This is a genomic window from Sphingobium terrigena, assembly GCF_003591655.1.
Taxonomy (GTDB): domain Bacteria; phylum Pseudomonadota; class Alphaproteobacteria; order Sphingomonadales; family Sphingomonadaceae; genus Sphingobium; species Sphingobium terrigena.
In genome coordinates this window covers 52,360-77,063 of the sequence record NZ_QVRA01000016.1, presented here as the reverse complement: position 1 = coordinate 77,063, position 24,704 = coordinate 52,360, and the positions used below count along the sequence as shown (strand labels likewise).

Here is a 24,704-nt window from a genome sequence, read left to right as displayed (position 1 = left end):
TGGGCGATGATCTCATCACCATGGTGATATCGGGCTGCACGCCCTTCGCCGATAAGGCGTAGCCGACCCGCGTCAACCAAGGCGCGAAGACGATATTGGAGGGTACGACGGGCACCAGGTTCCGCGAGCGCGCCAGTGATCTGCGCTGCTGACGCACCATCCGGGAATTGGGCCACAGCGGCCTCGATCGCTTGTAGGTCAGCTTCAGGTATTAGTCGTGCCACATAACTTCCTTAGTTGCGCAAAAGATAAATCGCGCAACTATAAGAGTCAATGCGCAACTAATCGCGGTTATGCGCAATTTCGCGGGAATTCGCGCAAGCTCGCGAGCGGGGGCCGTGTTCGGCTTGAAAGGCAGAGAAGGCGGGCCCTGGAATTGGCCGTTTTTTTTGTCTTGTTGCTCTCATGCGCTTTGCGAAGATTGAAGAAAGGGTACTTTCCGACCAACCTTTCAGCAATTCCAAGGGGAGGAGAGGGGGAGGTTGAATGCTCTCATTTTGGGAGTGATTTTTTATCTGCGGAACCCCGGGCGTGATAGTATCGACGAGAAGGAGCATTGCATGAGCGGAACGGATGACAAACCCATTCCACGTGAGCCGCCGCAGACCCCCGATCTGGCAAAGCCAAAAGCGGCACATTGGCTCTGGCGGCCATGGTATGCCAAGTCATGGTGGACAGCAGCTGCAATATTCTGGCTGATTGCGTTTTTCGCGCCCTATCTCTCTCTCAATGCAGACCATATTACCCCCATCATCCAGCTTTTCCATCCATTCTTGATCGTGCCAGTGATGGGTTTTGGTTTTTTCCGCGCGTGGATACGCTATCATTTTCTTATTGAGGCTGGCTGGATAAATGCCCGAGGCTCTATTGATCCTTTTGGCGCAGATGGAGATATGTTCCGAAGAATGGATCCCACTAATCCCGCAGACTCTCGCTATTATTGGCACCCCGGCAATCCCGGCAGTGAAGCTTGGCGCAACGAACATGTGCGTGGACTGCGTTAGCGTTTTTTGTATTCAGATGTTCCGTCACCGAGCCCTGTATCACGATCACCACTGAAACGGCCGCTCTCCAAAATACGATGTTGTTCAAAAGACGTGAGTGGCGCCATCATATCAACAGTTCCCCGACTGGCATCGGCCTGACCAAGATAGCGATTGCGTAGCCCATTCTCTCCCAGAACTTGCCGATCGAGTTCGCGCGTGAATGTTTCAGCGGGTTGTGTCGAGCGCGACGCCGAGCGCTCTGCCTCTGCAATGGCGTTACGCACGTCGTAGTTGACGATGTCGGTGCTGGCACGTGCGTCTGTCACCCCCATGCCGACATCACTTGTCTCAAAGCCAACCTGTCCTCCGGCGCGGCCATGTGTCCGACCCTTGCCACCAGAGCGCTCTCCTCCGCTCTCGACCGAACCACCTGTATTGATGTTGACGGACGAGCTATTCGATACCTGGTGGCTCGCACCGCGCGAGAGCGACCGCGTCCATCCCGTCTGCGTCATGATTGCCTGGACATCACGCTGAAGCGTATCGGCAACCTGCGGTTTCAATCGCCATTCGCCCTTGCGATCCATCTCGAATCCGCCGCGCAGCCAGTTAGCCATCATGGCATGGCCTTCCGCCCCGCCGCCCAGGAAGTGCTCGACCGTATCTGGCCCAGCCTGTTTGCCTGCCTCAAACCGAGTACTGCTGTCCGAGCGCGCCGACTGGCTGAATCCGGTGCTGCTCGATACCAATAGGTCGTTGTGGGCAAAACTCAGCCGCGCCCGCCCACCCTTTGCAATCGCGCCGAGCTGGCTTTCGTTGATAAGGCCCGCCTGCCACATCTGCGCAGCGGTCTGCGGCGTAAGATTGAGGTTGAGGTCGCCATTCTGGTCCATTGCAATCTGCCTTTTGGTAAGGTCGACGCCATTGTCGCGCAGCAATCCTTGCATCCGGGTCAGCCTCTCATTCTCGACGATACGGCCAAGCCGTTCGTTGCGCGCCCGATCGGCGATGCCCGCCGCGCCGCCCTCGACCATGTCGACCTGGTTCCCGGCGGTACGGCTGAGCGCCTGGATGAAGCTGTCGAGCCGCGCGGCCTCGCGCACCGAAGCCCCTGCCGCAGCCGCCCCTTGTGCAAACCCAAAATTCTCGCTCTGCCGCCGCTGTTCGCCAATGCGCGCGGCCGAGCGCGTGCCGTCCGGGCCAACTTCGCGCTGCGCGTCGAGCTTTCCCGACCGCTCGGCAAAATCATAACCCGCCGCTTCCCGCGTCCGTCCATAGACGCTCGTGCCTTCACGCGCGGCCTCCGCAGTCGCACCATCGGCTGTTCCCACCTGGGCCGCGGCATTATAGCTTTCCAGTGCATGCATGATCTGCGCCTCATTGCGCCCGGTCGCACGCGAAAGCTGGGTGATGGCACTCGATCGTGCTTCTCCAGACAGCACGTTGATGAAGGATACACGCCGCCCGGTTTCGTCGATCGACAGGCCGAGGATGGAGGCTGCTTCTCGTTGTCCGGCATTGCTGCCCGTCCGCCAGGCCTGCTCGGTTGCCACATTGCCACGCTCCACCTGGGCGACTTGGTCCCCGGCATAGTCACGGCGCCCTTCCATTGCGCCGACCGTCACCTGCGCTGCGGTCAGGTCATTGCGCAACATCTGCTCCTGATCGAAAGCATTGGCGCTGAGCTTGGCAAAAGTCGGATCAGCAGCAGCCTGCCCGATCAGAGTCGAAGCCTTGAGCGCCGCATCCCTCTCACTATAGCCGTTGCGCTCAAAATGGCGCTGGGTGCCAGACAACATCATATCATAGGCGCGATTCTCGCCGAAGGCCTTCCACTGCACCATATTCTGGGCGAACGCCGCAAACGCCCGCTCGCCCGATTGCCCTTCGCCAAAATAGCTGGTGCCAAGCGCCCGCAACACATCCTTCTGGGCAAAGTCATGAATAGCGCCGGTCGTGGCGCTGGCGCGAACCGCTTGTGCCGTCGCGGGATCGGCAAGGTTGCGCCCGACAAGCGCTGGCGACAGCCCTCCCAACTCTCGCGCCGCATCAATGCCGCCCAGCGCCATCGCGCTGCTTCCAGCGAGCCCACTGCCATGATCGCCGATCACGCTGCCCGCTGAACCAAAGGCGCGGTTGCCGCCAAAGGTTGAGCGCTCACCAAAGTCCCCGAAGCTCGATGCTGCACCGCGCCGGGCCATCGTCCCGCTAGCCGATGCCTGCGCTTCCAGCGCCGAGGCAAACCCTTCCCGCGTCATAAGGGGTGCTGCCGCCGCGCTACCCTGGCCCTGTGCCTGCAACGCGCCACCGGTGAAGGAAGAGAAGACATTGCCTGAGAAGCGGAACACCGTGAACACGAATGCGCCGGCAAGGCCAGCGGCGGCCGTGCGAAACGTCCCGAATATCGCCAGCGCCTTCATCGCCGAAGAGGGGGCGAGCATCCAGGCATTGACGGCTACATGGTTGGACCGCATTTCGGCCAGCACCCCCATCGCCCGGCCCAGGGTGAGCTGATAGATGCCCGCATCGATCACGCCCCACATGGCGACGAATACGAACAGTCCGAGCGCAAAACTGGCTACCCGAAGGTTGATGGGGGTCAGGATGAACAGCAGCGCGATCGGCATCATGAAGAGCATGATGCCAAAGACCGTCGCACGAATGGTTGGCATCCACTGATTGGCGACCGACATGGTCGAAAGCCCGCTTGAGATGACTGCCCGGTTCGCCATGACCCGCGCGGCAGTCGCTGGACTATCCTCGTACAGCACCTCGCCCACGCTGTTGCCCAGCAATATGTCACTCATGAACGCCTGGAGCGTGAGCGGCGTCCCCATCATCACCTCGCCCATTTGTCCAAGCCGGGTACGACAGCGCGCGAGCTGACTGGCGTCTGCCACATCATAGCCTGTGCTCTGGCACACTTGGCGGGAATAATCCTCGAACAGCGTCGAGTCATTGAGACGCGACTGAATATGATCCCATGCCTCCTGGCAGGACATGGTCGTGCCCGCCTTGTCGGCCGAGGTGAACACTGTGCTGAACGTCGCTGGTCCTGCCATGGCGGCGAAGGCTGCGGGAAGGTCGGTCGTCCCGCGGAACAGCTGGTCGTCATCCACGCCATAGGCAGGCGATATGCGGGCAACCGGATAGCATTGCCGGACATAATCCTTGATCGTGGCATCGAGAAAGCTGTCGGTCATTGGCCCGCGCGGTGACACTGCGTTCAAGAAAAGGTCGAAGGAATGACCGCCTGCGCCAAATTCCAGCTTGGCATTAGGATCAAGACTATTGTCATCGATGGTTTCCGCGAGCGCCCGTTCCATCAAGTTGGTGACGCCTGCGACCAGGACGATCAGGTTGGGCACGTCGCCAACTGCCTGATAGGCATTGCGCACCCGGTCATAGACATGGACGGTACCGGTCGTGGCGATCAGCCCGACAAAAAGGCCAACACCCATCAGCATCTGGAAGCCGAACCCGACAAGGCCCATACCCTGGCTACGAATGGAAGCCAGCACGACGCCGAGCGCTAATCCTACGACTGCGCAGATCAGGACGAGCGTTTCATAGCGTGGGTCGCCAAAGATCATCGAGACTAGGCGGAACGCATCGACCGTTTCGGCAAAGCCATCATAGGTGTGGAAACTCGATTCCAACGCAAAGGCCTGCGTGGAGCCAAATAGAATGGGAAGGGCGGATAGGGCGCGAACAAGGCGACGCATCGGTGGAGCCTTTCTGGGATTTTCAGCGATTGGTGCCGGAAACGGTGCCGGTCGCCTCGCGCGCGTCGCGATCGCGGGTGCGTAGCAGGCTTGCATAATTGGCTGAGAGATTGGCCTGTGCGAGCGCGGCCATATAGCTTTGCCGCATCTGCGCGCGCTGGCGCAGCACTTCGTCGCGCAGGTCGCGCAGCTGCTCCATGCCCTTGGTAAGGATGCGCGTCTGGCAGATATTGGCATTCGCGCCATCGGCTGCGCCTGCCACGTTTGCTCCCCGTTCGGCATTCGACACTGCAAAGTCGATCGAGCGGGTGAGGTCGTTGAGCATCTGATAGGCAAGCGTCAACGCGACAAGTTCGTCCGTGTCGGCGATAACGCTGTCGGACACGCCCTGGCGCACCCCCCATTCGAGCAGGCGATAGACCGGCAAGGTGCGCACATTGGCGACAAATTGTCGTTCCTCGGCGGACAGGGCGGCGCGTGTGCGGATTTTCGTGGCGATGGAGTTCATGCGCGCCTGCGCCAGTTCGAGCGCACCCTTGCCGCCGTCTGCGGCGCAGTCTGTGGCGGTGGGCGGTATGGCGAGCGCCCGGCTCTGGACTTTGCCGGCCAGAAAATCCTGCGAACTCTCGCTGTCCTGATGCGGGCAGGCCGGGATGGCGGAGAAGATCGGCACCTTGTCGGTCGCGTCCCAGCGCATATAGACGTCGCCGACCCGCGCGCGCATGACGCCTGCCCAGTCGCCTGCACCCACGCGGGTTGCGGCATGCGACAGCAGCGAACCGGTGCGGAAGATGTCGGTCACCTCGGCGGGACAATTGGCTAGAGCGTCCTTCAAATCCTCGGTTGGATTATTCTGGTTTGCCTGGATCTTCTCGCGGCTTTGCTGATAGCTTTTGGCAAAGCCCTGTTTCACCGATTTATAGCCAGTCATTTCCTCGATGATGCCCGACATATTCTCATCGCCTTTGGCGATCTGGACCATGCGATTGGCGAGGCGGCAGTCATTGACCTGGATGGAATTGAGGAAATTGGTCGCAGCCTCCATCTTCGAGATGATATTTCCCATTTTTTCGTCGAGCGTTTCGAGCAGATATTGGAAAGCGACGGCGGGCGCGGCCTGGAGAATGCTTTCCAGCTTCTGCACCAGATAGTCGGGGTCAAGGAAGGACATGCCGCCCAGAAACATGTCGATGCCGCCACAGCCTGCCTTCACCTTGGGCAGGGTCAGCGACATAAGATAATCGTCATGGACATCGACGCGCCCGGACATGCCGCCAGCGGTCACATAGCCGCGCGTCTGGTCCTCAAAGGAGCCAGGCGCGGTGTAGGTCACATTGTCGAACCAGCTTTCCGCCCAGCCCTGGGCATAGGCAGGAGTGGTCGCGCCGCAGGTGGCGAGAAGCGCGCAGACCGTCAGTGAAAGGCGTTGGGAAAATGAACGCATGGCGGGCTTCCTTGAGAGTGAGCAGACAAGGAGGCGTCCGCCCGCCAGCGGGACGCCTTTGCGAGATTGAGATAAATATGGTTGGAGCCCCTCAACGCGATGACCCCGACTGCGCGGGTGGAGCGCCTACGATTCCGGTAAATTTCGCCATGGCGCGCAGGCCCACGGCCGGGCGAACGCCGGTCAGCATTTTGGCGGCGAGATAGGCGTTGCGCGCGAGATTTTGCGGCTGGTCGGTGCCGATCGCTATCGGGATGATGCGATTGGGGTCGCTGAGCGGTCGGACCCAGGCGACCGGGTGGCCGACCCATGGAAGCCCAAGGCGACCCGATCGCAGCAGGGCTTCCTGACCGCTGATGGTACGGACCTGCCAGCGATAGGTGCGTGAGAAGCGGCCAAGCTTGGCCCAGAGATCGTCGCAGGGGAGACAGGCTGGGGTGGTGGTCGTCTCGACGATATAAAGTGGGGCTTGTTGTCCCAGCGTTGCTGCAAAATCGGCGGGGAAATCCCGCGTCACCGGCACCCGTGCCAGCCATGACTGCATGGCAGCGCTGGTAGCAACCGGATGGATGGCGGCGCGCACGGCGTCGTCGCGTGAAGGCGAACGGGCTTGCGCCAATGTCCATGGCGCGATCATCGCCGCCAGGACGAACGGGACGCGCCGCCACATCATGGCTCAACCATCCCACCGGTCGCCGAGATTTGTTCCTCGACGCTGCTCGTAGAGACTGGCCCATTGGCAAGCGCATCGAAAAAGCCGTCCTCTTCACCGGCTCCGGTGAGAAACTGCTCTGGCCGAATATCGCCCGACAGCAGGCGCACGGCCTGATAGGCGGTCTGGATGAGATTGGGATAGGCTTCGACCCCGGTGGCGATCACCATGCGCTGCGCGCTGCCGCGCCGGATGACCATGGTGGTCGGCGTTACCTCGACCCCATAACGCTGGGCAATCTCCGGCCGCCGGTCGAGATCCTGGAGCGTTACCTGCCAACCCATCTCGTCCTGGAACCGCTGAACCACGGGCCATTGCACCCGGCAATAGCCACAACTGGCGCGCGAGAACATGACGAGGGCAAAGTCCCGGGCCTGCGCGCGCAGATAGGCGCGGCGCACAGCATCCTTTTGCGCCAACATCTGGTCGCGCGCATCGCTCACCATCGGATTGGCGGATTTGGCGTTCAGTTCAGGATGCTGGAGCATGGCGATCTGGGTGACGCCGGCGAAGGCGCGCGCCTTGCGCCGGGCAAAATCCTGCAAGCGCCAGAAATCGGACACGGCTTCAACGCTCAGTACGGTTGCGGCATAGTCGCGCTGTTCCTCGATCAGTTTGCGTATTTTGGGCGGGGTCCAGCGCGCCAGTTCTGTCATCGGCGGGATGACGGGCTTATTCAAGACGTCGGGTTCGACCTTGTCGTCGCTTGCTTTTGGCGCTGGCGCATACCACCAATAGCCCTGCTTCATGGCCGGGACGGATGGCGTTGCTGTTACAGGCATCGATGTACCGCGGGAGAGCTGTGCATATACAGGTTGGGGCAGCAAAAGGACGGCCCACAGGGCGACCGTGACAGGGCGCATCATAGCAGCTTCTCCATTCGGATAAGGCGCGAGATGGCTACCGGACCATAATAACGGCTGTCGAACCCGCTCGCATGGGCTGAACCGACATAGATATGCCCCGCAGCAATGCGCTGCGCGTCCGGTGTCCAGTGGCTAAGCCGCTGGCCATTATGCCCCACCGCCTTGCTGATGCCGAGCAGATGTCCATTGCAATAGTAGCGGCCATCCCAGGCGCCCGACGTCATTGAAGGCGTCTCGACGATCTCTATCCGGTCACCGGGAAAACAGAGCGCATATTTGGTGACATCGACCGGCGCGGGTCCGGCCAGCGGATGGACGAGTTTGAACGAGACCAGATCGCCGCGGTGGATAGGCCCCGGCGCTTTGCGCACCACCCAGGCGTCGATCGAAGGCGACATGATGAGCGTCAGTTGCGGGAGCCCCCATGCGGTGACGGCCGCAATCGGGAGAATGATAGCGCAGGCTTTGGCCAGCTGGAGGGGGCGGCCCGGTTCATCAGATCGCGCCGCTCCCAGCGCTAGCGCGGCCTCCTTTGGCAGCGCGCGCAGCCGTGGCGCGATACCTCTAGCGGCGTTCCAGGCGAGCCTGAACATCGGCGACCTCCCTGGCTCCGCCCAGACGGGCATATTCTTCCAGCAATCCCGACAGTGCCGCATCGCCATAGATGATGTGCTGGCTTTGCGGGCTATTCTCCTCGCGTTCACAATAGGGCTGGGTCGGATCGGCAGGGATGAGACCCAGCGCGGGTACGCGTATGATCCCGTGCTGGCGGAACACCAACGGATCGATGATGATCTGGACATTGCGCATCGCGCAGGCCGGGCCTTCGCAGCCCGGGTCGATCCGTAATATCTGCGCGCTCAGCTTTGCCATCGGCGCGACCTGCGACAGTCCGCCGGGCATGCCGCGAAAGGCGATCACACCGCCGACGCGCTCAAGCTGGGCAGCATAGGAACGTAATATCGCAACAGGCATGGAGGATGAGGCAAAAAGCAGCGGAACCCTGCCTGATTGTGCGGGCGGCGCTATGACAGCTGCTACCGCCTGCATGTCCGGCGCTTCGAGGCCCAAGGCCTGTGACAGGCGTTTTGCGGCAATTTCGCGTTCGGCAGCTAAGCCTGCCTTGCCTTTGTCGAGAGCCGAGCGCGCCCGTGCATCCATGACCGGCGATGCGCCATGTTTTCGCAACCCTTCAAATGCCCGCCGCCGCTGTTCATCGGAAAGTGCGGGAAGTTGTGTCGGCCCGGCGGTGGTATCGGGCTTCCGCCTGGCGATACTCCCCTTCAGCCGCTCCATGGCAACAGCGCCTTGCGCTTGCGCCTGGTCGCGCGGGTTTGGCGTGGATGGTGTATCCTGCCCCATAGCGGGCACAGCGATCAGCATCAGTCCCGCCGCACGCAAGGCGCGGCTAGGGATTGACCGTCTGCAGATACGCATCGATCCTGTCCTCCATATCGATCTGAATATCACTCTGGGCGCGCGTCTCGATGTCGGCATAATAGTCCGACAGATCCATCTGCGAGAAATCGAGCGCCTGAAATTCCTGGGGGGTAAAGCCCCGGCAATAGGGTTGTTTTGCGGTTCCCCAACCCAGAGCATTAAAGCTTTTAAGCTGAGGTCGGCCCTGTTCCTGAATGATCCGGCCAAGCTTGCTGTTGAAGCAGCAATGGCCTTTGGCCTTCTGCACGCAGACGCCAAGGATGCTGGAGGCGCAATAGGTGCCGACCTCATGGCACATGCCTGAGCCCCTTAGCATGCCCACTTCCATATCCTGTTGGTCACAGCCCGAGAGCAGGAAATCCATCATGACATTGATGGCAAGGCTGATCGCGATCGAGGTGGGATCGATGCCGATGATGATTGCGTTGGCCCCGGCGCTGGCCGCCTGACTGGCTGTCGCGCCTGCCTTGAACGCGGCATAGGCCGCCTTCATGCCGGTCCAGACGCCTTTGGCGACAGCGATCTTGGTGCCGATCGAAGAGAGGGACGACCCCATGCCGTCCTTGACGATCTTCCCTTGATCCTTGCAGCAATTGGAAAAGCTGGTGTTGAGGCCGGCGGGACGGCAGCGCACAGCACGGCCCGAAAATATCTCGATCGTACCCAGGCAATTGCCGTCGGCATCGACAACACCGTCATTTGACGCGCCAGGATCATCGACCAGCGGCGCCTCAACCACCACCGCTCCGCCGACAACGGGCGTGCAGGCATGGGGCGAACAGGCGGGCGTTCCGCCATTGACCGGCGTGCGGCAGGCATATTGGTTTCCCAGCGGGCAGCTATAGGTGCCGCCGGCATCCTCGACACAGCTTGCCTGCTGAATGGGGCATAGCGCGCCACTACCCGTCGCTTCGTCGCATCTTGCTGTTTCACCGGGATCGGCAGCATCGCCATTGCCATTGAGGTCGGCCGCGCAAATCTGTTGGGCAGTCGCCGCGGACGGAGCAGCAAACAGGCTGGCGGTCATCACCCATGCGGCGATAGCGAGCCCGGCATGACGAGTTAAGCGCATCACCGGGCCTCCGCGCTGCAGACAAGGTCGGCACCAGACAGACGAACCGTCTGCATCATGACGACGGCCTCGGGAAAATCATCGAGGCAGCCACAGGCCGAGATCAGTTCTTCGCCTTCGCCCAGCGGACAGGCGTTGTTAGTTGTGCAACTGTGAAAATAGATGTCCCACCCGGCCGGATCATTCTGTCTGGCGCCCACGATCCCATCGACTGCGACATCGCTATTGGCTTTGGGCGCGCGGGTCTTGCAGATGGGTTCGCACGCAGCGACCGATCCCCGGTCGGGCATGGTGAAGGGCCGGGTCGATGTGGCGACCGTCCCATCATCGGTAATCGTGCGATCGGCGAGCAGGGTCTTCGTGGAATGGTCGATGATATAGGCGCCACGGGTGAGATCGGGCTGCGGGGCGCTGCCTAAATCGATCGTGCAGGCATACCGCCGACTGCGTTCGAAGAAGTCGCGTGTATATTGGACAGAACAGTCCCCGGTGCCGAATAGCCTGGTGGAGGGCAGGGGCTTCAGGCCGGTATGGACGCCATTGCGGAATGTCGTGACCCCATCGACCGTCTCGCTGTCGAGACGACAGGCCGGATCGGCGGCGTAGCCTGAGCACAGATCCATCAGCTGTTCGCTGATCTCGCAGGCAGTATCGACCTGGACTTCGAGCGTGACATAGCCCCAATTGCCCTCGCCGCCGCCGCGCACGCGGGCTCCCACGATCATGGCCCCTGCCTTAAGCTGAGCGGTCACATCGATGGTGGTATGCTCAACCCAGGGATCGTCGCTGATCCGACAGTCGCCTGACGGCAGCGCCTCGCCCGGCCAGGGTCGCTTACCGGCGGAACCGATAATCTGGCCATTGACCCGCGCCTGTACCCAGTCGTCCGCGCCCATCTCGACGATGCGCGCCGACAGGATCCGGTCAGGCGCGATGGGGTCGAAGGTGGCGCTATGGATGGGCGGACTATTGCCACAATTGCCCGGTCCCCGGATCTGGTAGCGGCGGCACCCCGCGCCGCAACTGGTGACCGACGCAATCGAGCCGCCAACGCCCATAATGTCGTCATAGTCCCAGGACTTGACCGCAATGTCGCGGGTGATCGTGCAGGCGCGGATTTCCTGGGCCTTGCCGCTGCCGATCGCGGAACCGGCAAGCGCCTGAAACAGGCTGCTGGCTTCGGCTATATTGTAGGCGTCGCCCTGTATCGCGGCAGGATCGCTCCGATAGGTGGTGGCGGTGACCGACGGATTGGCGGTGCATGCGGTCATCTGCGCGCCGGTATATCGGATGACCGGGCCGTCGATTTGTGCCTGGGCGATGCCTATGCGCGGATCGGCGGTGGTGAGCGCGCCTACCACCCCGCCGCCCAGATCTTTCAGGACTGAAGCCATATTGCCCCAGACCAGATTGTCGCCGCAGCTATTGTTGACGCAATAGCAGCCTGCCAGTGCGGTGAGCTCGACCTGGGCCAGCCTGACCTCGCCAGCGCCGCCGACGGTCCACTGGAAATTGCGACACTGGTCCCAGCTTGCCTGATTGCAGGCAATGACGCCATTGGCGCAGATGCCTGAAATCGGCATGGGCACATTGAGCATCTCGTCGAACGTGCCGTCCAGATTCTTGTCGCGCGTCAGGCGCAGGCTCGTGATATCGCCACCGGGCCCAGGTTGGGCCAATATTTCCAGCGCCGTGGCCGATTTCTGACAGGCAAGGCTGGGCGTGAACTGCTGGCTATTGTCGATGGTTGCGATCGGCTGTCCACCAAGGCCTGGGGTCAGAAAGTGGCTCTGCAACGCATCGCTGTCGCTGCTCTTGTTGCGGGAGGCTTGCGCGGCGGTGCGTGCCCGCTCCTCCATCGTCTGCGCCAGAACATTGCTGGTAAGGCAGGCTAGAGCACAACCGCCAGCGAGGATCAGGCCCCGCTTCATGGGCACACCTTTAAGCAGGCCCAAATAAGGTGGGTGGTCAGCACGGTCGCTGCGACGACAGGACGGAGAGGGGCATTGTCCGTTATCGCATGGGGTTTTGCGGCCGTGCTGACCAAAGGTGGAGCGACACCGTCGGGAGACGACGCCATCGCTCCGTCCTCGCACCGTGCGGGACCGCAACCACGGCTGTGGCGGGCAGGCGCGGAACAAGCCCGCACCGGTGCGAGGGAGGGGAAAGGAATGCTGCTCATGGGGTCGAGATTCCGGCGCAGCAGATGACCTTCTCAAACAGCATGAATTGGGCATTGTCTTTGCCCGGCGCATGTTTGGCGCTCGACCAGAGCGCGCCGGGACGCCCGATATTGACGCATTTGCCGCCCTTGACCGGCTCCATAAGCTGCAGCTTGTAGCGGCTCTTGGTCCAGATCGGCTGCGGTTTGAACGAACAGCCATCAGGCGACGAAATGGTCAGCGCGCCAAGCCGCCCCATCATGTAGGTACCGCGCGCGGCCAATCCCGCCCAGGCCTCGACGCTGTCATCGAAATGGATGTCGCCTGCGATCGGATAGGTCGCGCCCCAGCTGCCCATGCACCAGAAAAGCGGATCGATGACCTTGCCCGCTGCCGCCGCGGCGCTGTCGGCCATGCAGGCAAGGCCCGCTGCGGGGTTGCCGAACAATATGCCTTCAGGCTGGATGATGGCGCCAAGCGTTCCCGACTGCCAGGTTGGCAGGACCTCTGTGATCATCGCGACATCGAACCCTTCATCTTCGATGCAGGGCAGGTCGGTGAACATGTCGAGCATCTTCCAGACCGGCGCGATATAATAGTGCATCTGCGCGAACATCTTGCGACTATTGGTGCCGTCGGCGATTGAGGACTGGCTGCCCTGGAGCTTGCCGCCGGTCGGCATGAGATCGGCACCCAGCGCCATCATGCAGCCTGGTTCTGTCAAGACATCGACCATGCGATTGGGAGACCAGAAGCTGACCTTCACCCCAAACCAGAAGCTGGCCCCCTTTCGGCAGGCGCATAAGGGTTTTGAGGCCGACTGGGCATCGAGTGCTTTGTCGAGCTTGTCAAAACTGCCGACCCGGACGCCGCCGATGGTGATCGGGAAGATGCAGTTCCAGCGGACCTTGGTTACGGGATTGAAGATCGTGCCTGCCTCGCATTTGGAGGCGAGGGCCGGTGTCGCTGGCGAAATAAGGGCAATCGCCATGCCAATCGCGGCCGAACGCAAAAGGGTGCAGGCGCGGATCATCGGCTTGCCTTTGCGCCAGCACGAGTACCAACCCGCACTTCCTGCAACTCAAGGCGCTGCCCCATCTGGCGCACAATGACCGGCGCGTGGGTCAGGCCGAGCCGCTCTTTCACCCGATCCTCCAGGATGAACAGCGCGCGGCCATGCCGCTCCCCCAGCGTAATAGCGTCCGCGTCGCCAGCAATACCGGACGCCAGCAGGATGAAATCGGTCAGCGCGGCATGATCGAGCGCCCATGGAAGGTCGCGCGGGGTGACGATCACCAGCCTTTGGGGCAACGACACATAGGTCAGCGGGTTGAAGGTGAAGCCTTTGGGGTAAAGTAATCTGCCATCGGGAAGGCGGATCTCCTGATCGAGGGTGTAGAAGGGCACGACGTAGCGCGTGCGATCCTGTATAACCGTGGCCAGAGGGGCGGACTGCATCGCCGACCAACCGGAACGCGGCCCGAGGCTGGCTGCCATATTGGCAGGCTGGCGCGCGGCCTGGGCTTCGATTTCAGCCAGCGCATCGGGCTCGGCGATCGGCCAGGTCCGTCCGATCGTAGCGCTATTGGCCAGTGCCGCGGCAGGGAAAGCCGTTGCGATTAGCATGATGGCCGCCCGGCAGCGCGCTCGGCCAGCGAAATCCGACAGCATGCGCTTCATCGCCCTGCCGCCCGCATGGCGGCGGTGGCGTGGCCGCGCCGGGGTCGCCAGACCTCTCCATCACCGCCGCTTCCACCATGAACAGCGCTTGCAAAAGCGAACAGGGCAATCATCGCGGTGCCGCCCAAGATAAGCCGAAGCGGCATATCGATGATGCTCGTCGACCAAGCGAGAAGCCCTGCCTCAATGACGAGCAGCAAATGCGTGCCGATCATCAACCGGATAGCGGTCTGGCAGGGCCGGGGCGATAATATCCCGTTCATGGCCGCCGCCATGGCAGGATCGCATCGCTGCGCCGTGCCCGCCATTGGCGGGTCCTGGACAAAAGCTTGCCAATCAAGCCGGTCAGCAAAATGAGCAGGATGCCCGTACTCAGGCACGTCGCACCAATCAAAAGCGCGCCGCGCGCAATGATCGCGGTGGGCTGGTGGAGAACCAACCCGGTGACGATCACCATCGTGGTGAGAAGCAGGGTTTCCACGATCATCAGCCGGAACCGCCAGCGTACCGCCTCTGCCTCGGCACGGATTGCAACCCGCGCCTCGATCATGCGCTCGATCTCGGAATCCTTGCCAAACCCCAGCGGCAACTGGTCTGGATGGTGGGCTGTCCGGCGCATCAGACGATCTCCCCGCCCGATCGGGAAGGCAATATCTGCGCCGGATCGACGCCTGCCAGTTCGCACACGGCTTCCAACGGACTGCGCCCCGCGCGGATCAATGCGTCGAAGGCTGCCACCTCATTGGGGGCTGACGTATTGATCCAGTAGGAAAAGGGATCGACCACGAGGCGGGCCACGCCAAGGCCCAGCGGGGAGTCGATGAAGACCTCGCTATAATGGGGCTTGTTGTTGCGGACCGACTTCAACAGATCCAGCACGAACCCGGAATAATCGAGTATCTTATTCTCTACCGCCTGGGCATAGGTCGATCCCTGCAGCAGGAAACGGGTGGCAGCATTTTCCAGGATCACCTGGCCCGTGCCACCAAAGAGCAGCAGGTCATTGAGCGACTGGAGCACCACTCCGAAACTGCCCTGATATTTGCGCGCCCGCCTGTAGCCCTGGCCGAACGCTTCGGCGAGCCGGGAGAGATCCTGGCCTTCGCTCCGCGTCATGAACTGGGCGGCTTCATCGCACAGGACAAAGCGGGGCCGGTCGCGTGCCGAAAGATAGAGCTCCTGCGTGACTGCATTCACCACCACCATGACGATGACGTTGAACAGGTCCGGCATGGATTTGAGCCGTTCGAGCTCCAGCACGACAAATTCGTCGTGGCTGATGTCGAAGGTGGACGGCCCGTTGAAAAAATGGCCGTACGCGCCTTCGCTGCCAAAATCGCGCAGATTGAAGGCAAGCTCGCGCGCTACGGGAACCAGATGATCGACCCGGTCGAGATCGGAAGTCGCAAATTGCGGATAGGCGCCAAGCCATGCGCGGACCGCATCAATGCCTTCCTCGGCATGGCCTTCATCAATCGTCCACTGGACCGCGGATTTGAGCAGATTCCATTCCGAGGTCGAGACGCCCTTGCGGGTAGCGGCATTGGCCATTTCTGCGACGATGGCGACCGCCATGGAAATGGCCGACTGGCGGTCGTCGCCATCGAGCGCAAACCCCATGTCGAAGGGATTGAGAACCAGGCACTCCTCGCCAATGTCGATATAGCGCCCTGAGCAGAGCGTGCAGAGTTTGCGATAGCTCCCGCCAATATCGATGATGCGGATGAGCGCGCCTTGCGCATAATATTGCTGGCACAGGTTATTGAGGAGGAAACTCTTGCCTGCGCCGCTTTCGGCCGAAACAATGAAATTATAATTGTTGATGCGCGGATCGAACAGATCGAGCGTGATGAGCTGGCCCTTGCGCCCGGTATAGAGCAGCGCCGGGCGGCCACCGCCACGAAAGTCACTCTGCACCGGGGCCAGGAGCACTGCGGCTTTGACCGGCATGCGAAAGTCGCGTTCCAGCAGGCGCATCATGCGTTTCTCCGGATAAAGCCCAAAGGGCAGGCTCATCGGCAGCAGGACCGGATTGAGATAGCTCTCCTCCTGCATCATCCAGGGAAGCGGTTCGCTCTCCCACAGGCGCTTGGCGCGTGCCGCCATTTCGCGCGCCTGTGCGCTGTCGCGACCAAACACCCAGACCATCGGGATGACCGAGAGGAAGCGACTATTGCCTGCTTCGTCCAGCACCCAGCCAATTTCCTCGATCTGCTTGCCGACCTCGACCGCGAAACTGCCTGCGGCTTTTTGTGCAGACAAAATCTGGGCACGTTTGTGAATTTCAAACTGGCTATGATCAAAGAGGATGTTGAGCGTGATGAGGAAGGGACCACCAATCTGATCGCTATCTTCGGCAGCGCCGCGCATGCCGCCCAACAGTCGATTGGCGCGCTCGGCGGTGATACGCCGCGCGGGGGCACGCGGTGTCAGGCAGCGCGCGACCTGGCACCCAAGAAAGACCTCGGACCCGTCGAACAGCAGATCGGGTCCGGCATCGATGATCTGCTTGCGGATAGGGGGAGCGGGATGACCATTGCTGCCATCGGCAAATATGCCAGGTGCAGTCGCGAAGAGACCGTTGAAGATCCGGCGATAGAAGCGCACCAGTTCTTCTGGCGCTAGCCTGCGAATACCGAGTTTGGACAGCTGCTCTTCGACCTGTCGCCGCAGATCCGAGCCCAGTTTCACCCGCGTCTTGATCGAGAGAAATAGCCGGAAATTGCGGACGGGAATGCCGTGCAGTGCGTCCAACCCCTGGGTACCGGCGCGCATATAGTCGGCGGTGCGCTGCGCCGAAGCCTGGATCAGGGGATCGGGTCGGGTCTTCAGATCCAGGAAAGCGTCAAGCGCATCATCGATCAGCGGATCGGCAAAGCCGTGGAGCTGAAGAACCGTCCCATCGGGGAAATGGACGTTGAGCAAACCCAGCAGCGCCTGATGGACATGGGCAAACATATAGGCCGATGGCACAAGTTCCCAGGCGTGGCCCCAGCCATCATCGATGCACATGAAGGCTTCTTCCTGCGCGTCCCAGGCGACCATCGGCAGAAAATCGGAATAGGCGTCGCGCGCAACCGCGCGGTGCAACGCCGAGATTGTCAGGCCGCCGCCATGGCGCGCGCCGAGCGGGCTCATGGCTTTGCCTCCACAGGCAAAGCAGGCACGGCGGCAGGTTCGCCTTGGCTGGCACGATCACCTGACGGCCGTTCGCGTATCTGTTCTAATATGGGGACGCGCGCTGCAGGCTGGACGGGATTGACGAGATAATCGCCGACTACCCATTGGGGTCGTTCGATAATGGCATAGACATAGCGCGGCATGTAGAGCCGGTCGGGCCGTTCGCGGTCGGCATAGGGCAGGATCAGCGTGCGGACGGTGCGCCCTGGCCGGAGCATCGGCGTAACCGGCGCTTCGACCAGACCCTGGAGCTCTCGATACACGCTGTCGCGATAGCCGTTGAAGGGAGCAGCGCCGTTGCTTCTGCGCTTGCCCGCACCGCTGTTGGCAGGACTATTGGTCTTGTCACGCAGCATCGCCTTGTCGTTAGTCACTACCGGGTCGGAGCGCGACGGCATATCGGCGACCGCGTCGGCATAGGCTTTGTCCGGATGGATGCACTGGCCATGGTCGCTATTCTTGCAGCTGAACTTTTCGCTATAGGGCGACATCAGCGAGCCGACAGTGGTGCAGGCGGGCAACAGCAACACTGCGCCAGCCAGGAGGATGCTGCGTCCGCGGTGCCCCGACGCACAAGGCAATGGCGGCGTGGTCCTATTATTTTCGCTAAGGATCGACATCAGAATTTGCTCCCCGCTGTGGGTTTGATTTCGAGGGTCACGCCCTCCTGGATGACGACCACCACATCCTTGGCTGCGCCGACCTCGACGATGGGTCCGGCTTGGCGGGCGAGATCGAGATAGAAGTCGGTGAGCTTGTCGGAGGATTTGGAGAGGCCGCCTGCCAGCCCGCTTTTGGCGGCGTCGCCCGCATCGAGCGATCGCACCGATCCGAGCGCCGAGGTCGAAAGATCGCCAAAGCTGGTCTCGACCGAACTGGCAAAGCCGCTGACGGTGCCGGCGATAAAGGTTCGCGCCAGCGCTGCGCCGGCGCGTGTCACGACTTTGCCCGACAGACCCTTCTTGCCATCGGTATCGACGAAAAAGCCTTTGACGGGCATGTCGACCACAGAATGTTCGTCGAAATCGACGCAGGACAGCGAGACCAGCTGAACCTCGACCCGTTCCTTAGCGAGGCTGCCCGTCGCGTTGCCGATGACGAAGCAGCCGGCCAGATTGGCTTTGACATCATTGGGCAGGACGGCGGGGGCCTGGACGCGGGCGATCAGGGGTTCCGGATTGGACGTCGCGTCTCGGCTCGCCAGCGCGTCGATACCGGTGAGCAGTCGCGCCTTCATGAAACCAGGCGGCAAATAGATCGTCCGGATCTTTTTTCGCGATGCCGACGGCGTCCCCTCCTTTCCCGCTACGGCCGAAAGGGTGGCGGTCGCAGCGCCGATCGCGCCGACGGTCTTTTCCACCGGTGGCGCTGGAGGTGCCGGCGGTGCGATCGGTGGAGCTGGAGGCGGAATATCGCCCAGCGCGCTGTCCAGTTCGGCATTGCCTGGAGGGTCTGGAAAAGCGGGTGCGCTGCCTGGCAAGGCGGAGGGGAGGTCTTCGCCGTCCGACAAAGAGCCCGGTGGCTTGCTGCCGGGGATGACCTTGCCCTCTTCAATCGCGGTGATGCGATCGCCAAGCAATGTCTGGCCGTCCAGGATCTTGCGGACATCGCCGCGCAGCTTGGTTTCGAGGCTGTCACCGCGCAGGCCTGCACCCATATCAAGCTTGGAGGCAGCAGGGATGACCGGCTGATCAGCCGATGAACGGCCAGAAGCGGTGTATAGGCCATAGCCCAGCACCGCGACAGTGGCGGCAAGGCCTGCCTGTTTGGCCCGCAGCTTCTGGCTCGCTGACATGGCGGCCCAATGGATCTTGAGGTCAAGCAGGGCGGGACCGCGAGAGATAAACGGGCGAGGTTCGGGGGGTGCGATCTGGGAGGCGTCTGTTTCGTAAGGCTTGTCGACTTCGCTGGCCTGCGGTTTGAATGGGGCAGCGCGGCTGCGGCTGCGCGGCGGAACTTTCTGGCTCACAGCCCCTCTCCCCGGCGCACAATGATGACCCGTGCTGTTTCACCAGCCTTAAGATCCAGTCTGTCGGCGGTGACCGAGAATATCCGTGTGCCCAGTGCTGAATCGAGGAACAGCCGTTCATCCAGCTGGGTCGCTGTGGGCACCTCGATTCTATATTCCGATGCGGAAAGACCAGAGCCCTCGACCGCTACACGGCGTATTTCGCTGATGCGGGCGTCAGGCAGGGTAGCGATACGGATGAGTCCGGCACGCGGCGCGACGGCGGAGAAGCTCGCCGGTATACGGTCCTGAAGCATGGCCTGCGTGATCGAGACGGTGCGCTCTTCCTCGACCAGCGGCCCCAACAGCTCATCATTGGCTCTGGCCCGCTGGGCGCTGCCTGGCACGAGCGTGACGGTCTGGGCCGGTATATCCGATGGCTCGGCATAGAGCGGATAGATGGCGCCATTGCAGGTGACGAAGAATTCCGACGCCGTTGTCACGAAGCTACGCGTGACGGCGCCTGCGTCGTCGACCTCCTTTACCAGAAATTTGATCCAGGCGTCCGAACCGCCTTTCTCGACACTGATCGCTTTCTCCGCCGAGAATTTGACATCCTCGATTTCGCCGCCGACGCAGACCAGATGATTGACGTCGCGGTTGGAGAGGCGGATTGTGCTGGTCTGGTCGGGCAGGGCGGTGATCGACTGTCCGAAGACAGGCATGGCCATGACAAGAGCAAGGCAGCAAAGTGGCGTGCGTGTGAGCAGCGCACAGGAGAGCGGCGCACGCGCGCCTTTACCCAAGTTCGGCATCGAATTTCTCCTCGGACAGGCGGGTGAGCCAGAAGCGGCCATTTTCGATGGCGTAGCCAATGCGCAGCGTGCCGCGGAATTTGCGGATGACGCCGCCGATGACGCGGACCTTCTCGACCGGGACCATGATCTGGCTGTCGGTCCAGCTGACGGGCTGGTCGGGCCGGATATAGGTGGCGATCGACAGGGTCGGATTGGTCGAAAGTTCGTCGAGCACACCGTTCAGCGTGTCGCGCATGCTTTCATAGGCGGACGGGTGCACGATCGAGAGCAGTTCCTGGAACTGGCGATCAGCGGAATAGGCCGAATAGGTGCCCGACAGAGTGACGATGTTACGCGTCATCGCCCGCAAATAGCCGCTCGATGGCGTGGAACCGGTTACATAGAGATCGCCGCTGGCACCGAAGGGCACGACGACCGTGCGCCTGTTCTGGTCGCTGGAATAGACAACTGCGCCCAATACCGCGGTGATACCGAACAAGCCGACAATCGCAAATTTGAGCAGGCGGTTTTCTTCAAAGAGGTTCGAGGAACCCTGTAGATAGCGGTGAATGCCAAAGCTGGCAGGCTTGCCGATCAGCGGATCGGCCGGAGCACCGGCCTTGCGGCTAAAGAGCGACATTTGCCTTCTCCCTCACTCGTAGAAGCGGGTCTGGGTGGGCCCTGGATAATGGGGAAAGGCCAGCAGTCCCCAGCGCCAGGCGAGATGCGGCAGGAAGCCGCGGGGTTTGGACCGCTTCCAGGGGATGAAAAGGAGAAGGGCACCAACGAGCGACCAGCCGATCAGTCCGCCAACGATTAGTCCGACGAAGATGGTCGACATGACCAGTATGAACTCGTCCGACCCAAACCATAGAATCTGGACAGGCCGATGCAGATACTGGGGTAGACGTTCGTCCATGATACCCTTCTCCTCAGGCTTCGCTACCCGCACGGCGGGGCGTTCTGAAAAGCCACCATTGGCTTTCCAGCTCGGAAGGCATGGCGTTCGGGCGGACGCCCGAAATCCGTGCCAATCAGGTCAGATGGTCATCCCGAAGGACTGGAGGATGCTGTCGGCCTTGATAAGGCAGACCGCCGCCACGATGGTCGGGATACCGATCATGATATTGGAAAACAGGCGGGACACGCCAAACAGGAATGCCGCAACGCCGCCAACAAAGCCCAGCGGTCCCTTGACGCCCTGGTTCACCACGATGTCGTAGATATCGTAGCCAAGGTCGCCGGCGGCGGGCGCGGAAAAAGCATGGGCGATACCGGTCATGGCGAGCAGCGCCACAAGGGCAGTGGTGCCATGGTCGGCAAGGGCAAGCGCGCGGTTGCGCGTTAGGGTCATCATCTTTGGTCTCCATCGAAAAGGGAGCCGTCCGCAGCTATGCCTCGCCCGCGAATGATCTCGCTGGCATGCCGAAGGTCGCATGGGACAGCTCCATGAGCGCGCGACCGCCGGCATTCCGGTCCGCCTGTTCCCGCACGTGCAGGAGACAAGGGAGCCATGGCAGGATGAGAGGCATCACCGGTGTGCATCGGGCAATGCCTTCGAAGGGGGCTTTCCCAGTGGCCTACTTTGTGGCGTATCGAGAAACGCCTCCAGCTGCGCCTGCTGGAACCCCGAAATGATCGTGCCATTGGCGATCAGGGTGGGGGTTCCGCTCACGCCGATCTTGCGGACCAGCGCGCTATCGGCTTCAACCTTCGCGCGTCCTTTGGGACAGGTCTCCAGCTTTGCCGGTTTCGCGCCATCATATAGGGCTTTGAACGCAGCTGCCGGTTCAGGCGAGCAAAGGATATGCTCGGCCTTTGATGCGGCGTCCGGGTGAATGCCCGACACGAAGAAGATGAGGCGGCGCACCGGCTTCCCTTCGGCAGCCTTCGTCGCCCAAAAGCGGTCGAGCGCGCGGCAATAGGGACAGTCGGGATCGGTAAACTCGATGATAGTGGGCGCATTCTCCGGGCCGATCGCCAGCGCCTGCGCCGGATCGATCGCGGATAATTGCTTGCGCGCCCGGTTTTCCTGATCCAGCGCAGTGAGGTTGAGACCATTGCGATCATAGATGGTCGCAAAGAGGATATGCTCGCTTTGCGGGGCATAATAGATAAGCCGGCCACCGGCACTTGCCTGATAAATCGGCCCTGCGACCGGCGATGGCCCGAAATCCTCGAACTGGAGATTGGTGAAGGTCTGGCGCAGCTGTTTCTCAGCGGCTTCTGCAACAATGGCAAGGCTGGGTTCCGACGTCGCGTCCTCCGCTTGGCTGGGACCGGCAAGCGCGAAAATGGAGGCGAGGGCGGTGAGCGCAGGGGCGTATCTCATCGCGCCAGTTCCCCGTAACGCCGGGCCTGGGCCCGAAGGAGGCGTGCATCGATCCTGATCGATGCGCCGATCGGCAGAAGATTAGACGAGGTTTGGGATGCAGCCGGTATGGGACGGATCACAAATTGCCCGTTCGCCTCTCTGATATCGAGTTGCGCCAGGGGCGTAAGGGTCACCGGCATTTTCGCCGGGCGTGACCATCCTATTGATGGTGCCAGCAAGGCAGCCGATACCATCCCTGCCGCAACGGCAGGCCCAATTGCCAGTCTCATATAGGTCTCCTGTTGCGAAGGCGTTTAGCCCTCCGGTGCGGCGCAAGATGACGGCCAGGCTTGGGCTTTTCTCTGCCGCAGCAGCCTGAAATTCGTCGTCCGCATCGCGATGGCAATCAGTTGCGTCAGCTTTTTAAGGGTCGCAATGGGGAGGGCACTGAGATGCCGAAAGCGGCACTGAAGTGCCGAAATCGGCATCTCAGTGCCGCTTTTTGCGCTGACTTCAGAAAAAATCGGCCGTGAGCGACTTCAAATTCATGCTCGGTCGTCTTGATCAGGGGGGCATACACGCGAATCGCAAAGGGCTTGGGGCATGACAGGGCATCGTTCGCGGACGTACCGGCTGCGCTTGTCGCAAGAGGGGACAGACCTGTTCCTTGCCCAGCACCACCGTCTCGCCCGGATCGCCAGGAGCTTCATTCCCTATGGCGCAACCCTGGGCGTTGCTGTGATGCTCATGGAAAAGGTGGAAACCGACGCGCTCGTAGCAGAGCTGGCAATGCCATCGCTCAAGCGCCTGGCAGGCAAATGCGAGCATTTTGTCGGGGCAACCGCTGTGCTCAATAGCGCGACGGGATCCATCCTCAATCGGCTCGATGAATCGGATTTGATCGGTGTCCGTCCTCCTGTCGGAGCATTGCACAATCTGGCGATCGCGCTGATGGAAAGCTGTGAAGATCATGAGCTGGCAAAGGCGTGGCAGCGCGTGCAGGCGGGCAACGCAAAGAAATAGCAGGGTCGAACGACAACGAAAGATCTGATCCGATCAGGACAGTTGCGGCACTGGAACGCCATGTCTGCCTATCCCAAGCGCAACGGCGCTAAGGGGGAAATCGATAGTCTCAAAATGGAAACGAATATATTTGACGCATTGCGTCATCCACGCGAATCTGCGGTCGTTGGAACGTGCATGGACGCTTTGAGACGCGATCAGGGAGGACCTGATGATCTCATCTCAAGGTGGCGCCTTTGAAGAGGGGGCGTCGATACTGGCCGAGGTCAAGTCGATCTCTGGTCGCCGCATTGAAGAACGGCGCAGGCGCCATCGTATAACCCAACAGCAACTGGCAGCCGACGTCGGGATCGGCGTGCGCTGGCTGCGCGAAATCGAAGCGGGCAACCCGAAGTCCCGTTTCGACGATCATGTCGCCTGCACGCACGCCCTTGGCCTTTCGGCGGCGCATCTCCTCATTCCCATGCTGTTTCTGGAGCATCATATGCACTTTCCACGCCATTTTTTTCTCGATGACATGTATGAACTCGAAGCCCGCTGCATAGAATTTATATCCAACCTGAGCTTGAGGACCTTTCTCCGCCCGACTGGTGGTGGGCAAAATGGTCCGGCAGACTCAGGCTCTGCAGCATAGGTGGCGCCATGGCGCCTGACGCCTATACGGCCGCCCGGGTTCACCGGGAGATCAAGCAGCTGATCATGGCAGGCAAGTTTCAGCCGGGCCTGCCATTGATCGTCCACACCCTTGCCGAGAGGTTCGGGACCAGTATTTCTCCGGTCCGCGATGCCTTGAACCGCCTGGTCGGCGAGAGACTTGTCGACATGCAGGGGGGTGGCGGCTTCGCGCTTCCGACCATAACCCGGCGCAGCGCCTTTCATCTGTATAGTTGGCATGCCGACATTGTGCGCCTGATCGTGAAGGTGATGATCCGTTTCGAGGAGATTGGCGCTCCGCCGGTTGCCCTTGTCAACAAGAGCGCCGATGGTGCTGCCATCGCCGACGCTGCGGCCGAGTTCTTCGCGTTGCTGGCAGGCTGTTCGCCCAATGGCGAGCATCTCGACGCCATCATCCAGGCGGGAGAGCGACTCGCCGTCCTGCGGCTCCATGAGGGGGGGATCGGACGGCAGGGTGAAGAACTCGCGACCCTCTGGAACGTCACCCGCTCGGGCAATAGAAATGCGACGCGTGTCGCGATGTGGCAATATCACCGTCGACGTCTGTTACACGCTGATGAGATTTCATTGGCTGCCACCAGAGCAGTGAGCATTTAGCAGCGGCGCTAAATGAACGACTTAACAAACCGGAGAATAAACGACTGAGAGACGATTGACTAATCAAGCTTATAAGCTGTCAG

Annotated in this window: 24 protein-coding genes; 4 read left to right on the top strand and 20 right to left on the bottom strand. The window is 61.3% G+C overall.

Going from position 1 to position 24,704, the window contains the following annotated elements; genetic code table 11:
* Positions 1-560 precede the first annotated feature (560 nt).
* Positions 561-1,004, top strand: coding sequence for a hypothetical protein (locus D0Z70_RS16550; protein ID WP_119748377.1), 444 nt, complete (start codon positions 561-563; stop codon positions 1,002-1,004).
* Here the strand turns inward: D0Z70_RS16550 and D0Z70_RS16545 are convergent.
* The 20 genes from D0Z70_RS16545 to D0Z70_RS16450 form a co-directional block, all read right to left on the bottom strand.
* On the bottom strand, positions 1,001-4,711 hold the full coding sequence (locus tag D0Z70_RS16545) for a conjugal transfer protein TraG N-terminal domain-containing protein (protein WP_119748348.1): 3,711 nt from the start codon (positions 4,709-4,711) through the stop codon (positions 1,001-1,003). The two genes, D0Z70_RS16550 and D0Z70_RS16545, sit on opposite strands and share 4 nt — an antisense overlap.
* A 22-nt stretch (positions 4,712-4,733) precedes the next feature.
* The gene (locus D0Z70_RS16540) at positions 4,734-6,155 is read right to left on the bottom strand and encodes a conjugal transfer protein TraH (RefSeq protein ID WP_119748346.1); all 1,422 of its coding nucleotides are present in this window, start codon (positions 6,153-6,155) and stop codon (positions 4,734-4,736) included.
* A gap of 91 nt (positions 6,156-6,246) precedes the next feature.
* Positions 6,247-6,825: a hypothetical protein gene (locus tag D0Z70_RS16535; protein ID WP_182914001.1), complete on the bottom strand. Its 579-nt coding sequence runs from the start codon at positions 6,823-6,825 to the stop codon at positions 6,247-6,249.
* Positions 6,825-7,616 carry a conjugal transfer protein TraF gene (locus tag D0Z70_RS16530; protein WP_420820387.1) on the bottom strand — a complete coding sequence of 264 codons (792 nt, stop codon included), beginning with the start codon at positions 7,614-7,616 and terminating at the stop codon, positions 6,825-6,827. The genes D0Z70_RS16535 and D0Z70_RS16530 overlap by 1 nt, the downstream gene beginning before the upstream one ends.
* 113 nt (positions 7,617-7,729) lie before the next feature.
* Complete coding sequence (locus D0Z70_RS16525; RefSeq protein ID WP_119748342.1) at positions 7,730-8,326, bottom strand: S26 family signal peptidase; 597 nt, start codon at positions 8,324-8,326, stop codon at positions 7,730-7,732.
* The gene (locus D0Z70_RS16520; protein WP_239018969.1) at positions 8,298-9,116 is read right to left on the bottom strand and encodes a type-F conjugative transfer system pilin assembly protein TrbC; all 819 of its coding nucleotides are present in this window, start codon (positions 9,114-9,116) and stop codon (positions 8,298-8,300) included. Before D0Z70_RS16520 ends, D0Z70_RS16525 begins: the two co-directional genes overlap by 29 nt.
* 25 nt (positions 9,117-9,141) lie before the next feature.
* Complete coding sequence (gene traN, locus D0Z70_RS16515; protein WP_119748338.1) at positions 9,142-10,200, bottom strand: conjugal transfer protein TraN; 1,059 nt, start codon at positions 10,198-10,200, stop codon at positions 9,142-9,144.
* A 44-nt stretch (positions 10,201-10,244) separates the two neighbouring features.
* Positions 10,245-12,176, bottom strand: a complete 1,932-nt coding sequence (locus D0Z70_RS16510; RefSeq protein ID WP_119748336.1) for a hypothetical protein — start codon at positions 12,174-12,176, stop codon at positions 10,245-10,247.
* A 247-nt stretch (positions 12,177-12,423) separates the two neighbouring features.
* Complete coding sequence (locus D0Z70_RS16505; protein ID WP_239018968.1) at positions 12,424-13,398, bottom strand: TraU family protein; 975 nt, start codon at positions 13,396-13,398, stop codon at positions 12,424-12,426.
* A 38-nt stretch (positions 13,399-13,436) separates the two neighbouring features.
* Entirely contained in the window at positions 13,437-14,033 is a 597-nt protein-coding gene (locus tag D0Z70_RS16500; protein ID WP_119748373.1) for a conjugal transfer protein TraW, read from the bottom strand.
* 50 nt (positions 14,034-14,083) lie between these two features.
* Positions 14,084-14,350: a hypothetical protein gene (locus tag D0Z70_RS16495; RefSeq protein WP_147418781.1), complete on the bottom strand. Its 267-nt coding sequence runs from the start codon at positions 14,348-14,350 to the stop codon at positions 14,084-14,086.
* Positions 14,347-14,706: a hypothetical protein gene (locus tag D0Z70_RS16490; protein WP_119748330.1), complete on the bottom strand. Its 360-nt coding sequence runs from the start codon at positions 14,704-14,706 to the stop codon at positions 14,347-14,349. The genes D0Z70_RS16495 and D0Z70_RS16490 overlap by 4 nt, the downstream gene beginning before the upstream one ends.
* Positions 14,706-17,225, bottom strand: coding sequence for a TraC family protein (locus D0Z70_RS16485; protein ID WP_119748328.1), 2,520 nt, complete (start codon positions 17,223-17,225; stop codon positions 14,706-14,708). Before D0Z70_RS16485 ends, D0Z70_RS16490 begins: the two co-directional genes overlap by 1 nt.
* On the bottom strand, positions 17,222-17,758 hold the full coding sequence (locus D0Z70_RS16480; protein ID WP_420820386.1) for a TraV family lipoprotein: 537 nt from the start codon (positions 17,756-17,758) through the stop codon (positions 17,222-17,224). Before D0Z70_RS16480 ends, D0Z70_RS16485 begins: the two co-directional genes overlap by 4 nt.
* 128 nt (positions 17,759-17,886) lie before the next feature.
* Positions 17,887-19,110, bottom strand: coding sequence for a TraB/VirB10 family protein (locus D0Z70_RS16475; protein WP_338054909.1), 1,224 nt, complete (start codon positions 19,108-19,110; stop codon positions 17,887-17,889).
* A 122-nt stretch (positions 19,111-19,232) separates the two neighbouring features.
* Positions 19,233-19,940 carry a type-F conjugative transfer system secretin TraK gene (locus D0Z70_RS16470; RefSeq protein ID WP_239018966.1) on the bottom strand — a complete coding sequence of 236 codons (708 nt, stop codon included), beginning with the start codon at positions 19,938-19,940 and terminating at the stop codon, positions 19,233-19,235.
* Positions 19,941-20,013: 73 nt separating this feature from the next.
* On the bottom strand, positions 20,014-20,652 hold the full coding sequence (locus D0Z70_RS16465; RefSeq protein ID WP_119748322.1) for a TraE/TraK family type IV conjugative transfer system protein: 639 nt from the start codon (positions 20,650-20,652) through the stop codon (positions 20,014-20,016).
* Positions 20,653-20,664: 12 nt separating this feature from the next.
* The gene (locus tag D0Z70_RS16460; RefSeq protein WP_119748369.1) at positions 20,665-20,931 is read right to left on the bottom strand and encodes a type IV conjugative transfer system protein TraL; all 267 of its coding nucleotides are present in this window, start codon (positions 20,929-20,931) and stop codon (positions 20,665-20,667) included.
* 120 nt (positions 20,932-21,051) lie between these two features.
* Complete coding sequence (locus tag D0Z70_RS16455; protein ID WP_119748320.1) at positions 21,052-21,369, bottom strand: hypothetical protein; 318 nt, start codon at positions 21,367-21,369, stop codon at positions 21,052-21,054.
* 174 nt (positions 21,370-21,543) lie between these two features.
* The gene (locus tag D0Z70_RS16450; protein ID WP_119748318.1) at positions 21,544-22,344 is read right to left on the bottom strand and encodes a DsbC family protein; all 801 of its coding nucleotides are present in this window, start codon (positions 22,342-22,344) and stop codon (positions 21,544-21,546) included.
* Between the two features lie 729 nt (positions 22,345-23,073).
* On the opposite strand from D0Z70_RS16450, the gene D0Z70_RS16445 reads away from it, so the two are divergent.
* The 3 genes from D0Z70_RS16445 to D0Z70_RS16435 all read left to right on the top strand — a co-directional run bounded on the left by D0Z70_RS16445 (position 23,074) and on the right by D0Z70_RS16435 (position 24,621).
* The gene (locus D0Z70_RS16445; RefSeq protein WP_182913995.1) at positions 23,074-23,349 is read left to right on the top strand and encodes a hypothetical protein; all 276 of its coding nucleotides are present in this window, start codon (positions 23,074-23,076) and stop codon (positions 23,347-23,349) included.
* Positions 23,350-23,560: 211 nt separating this feature from the next.
* Positions 23,561-23,983, top strand: a complete 423-nt coding sequence (locus tag D0Z70_RS16440) for a helix-turn-helix domain-containing protein (RefSeq protein WP_119748314.1) — start codon at positions 23,561-23,563, stop codon at positions 23,981-23,983.
* Positions 23,984-23,991: 8 nt separating this feature from the next.
* Positions 23,992-24,621 (top strand): GntR family transcriptional regulator, encoded by a 630-nt coding sequence (locus D0Z70_RS16435; protein WP_119748312.1) that lies wholly within the window; start codon positions 23,992-23,994, stop codon positions 24,619-24,621.
* Positions 24,622-24,704 lie beyond the last annotated feature (83 nt).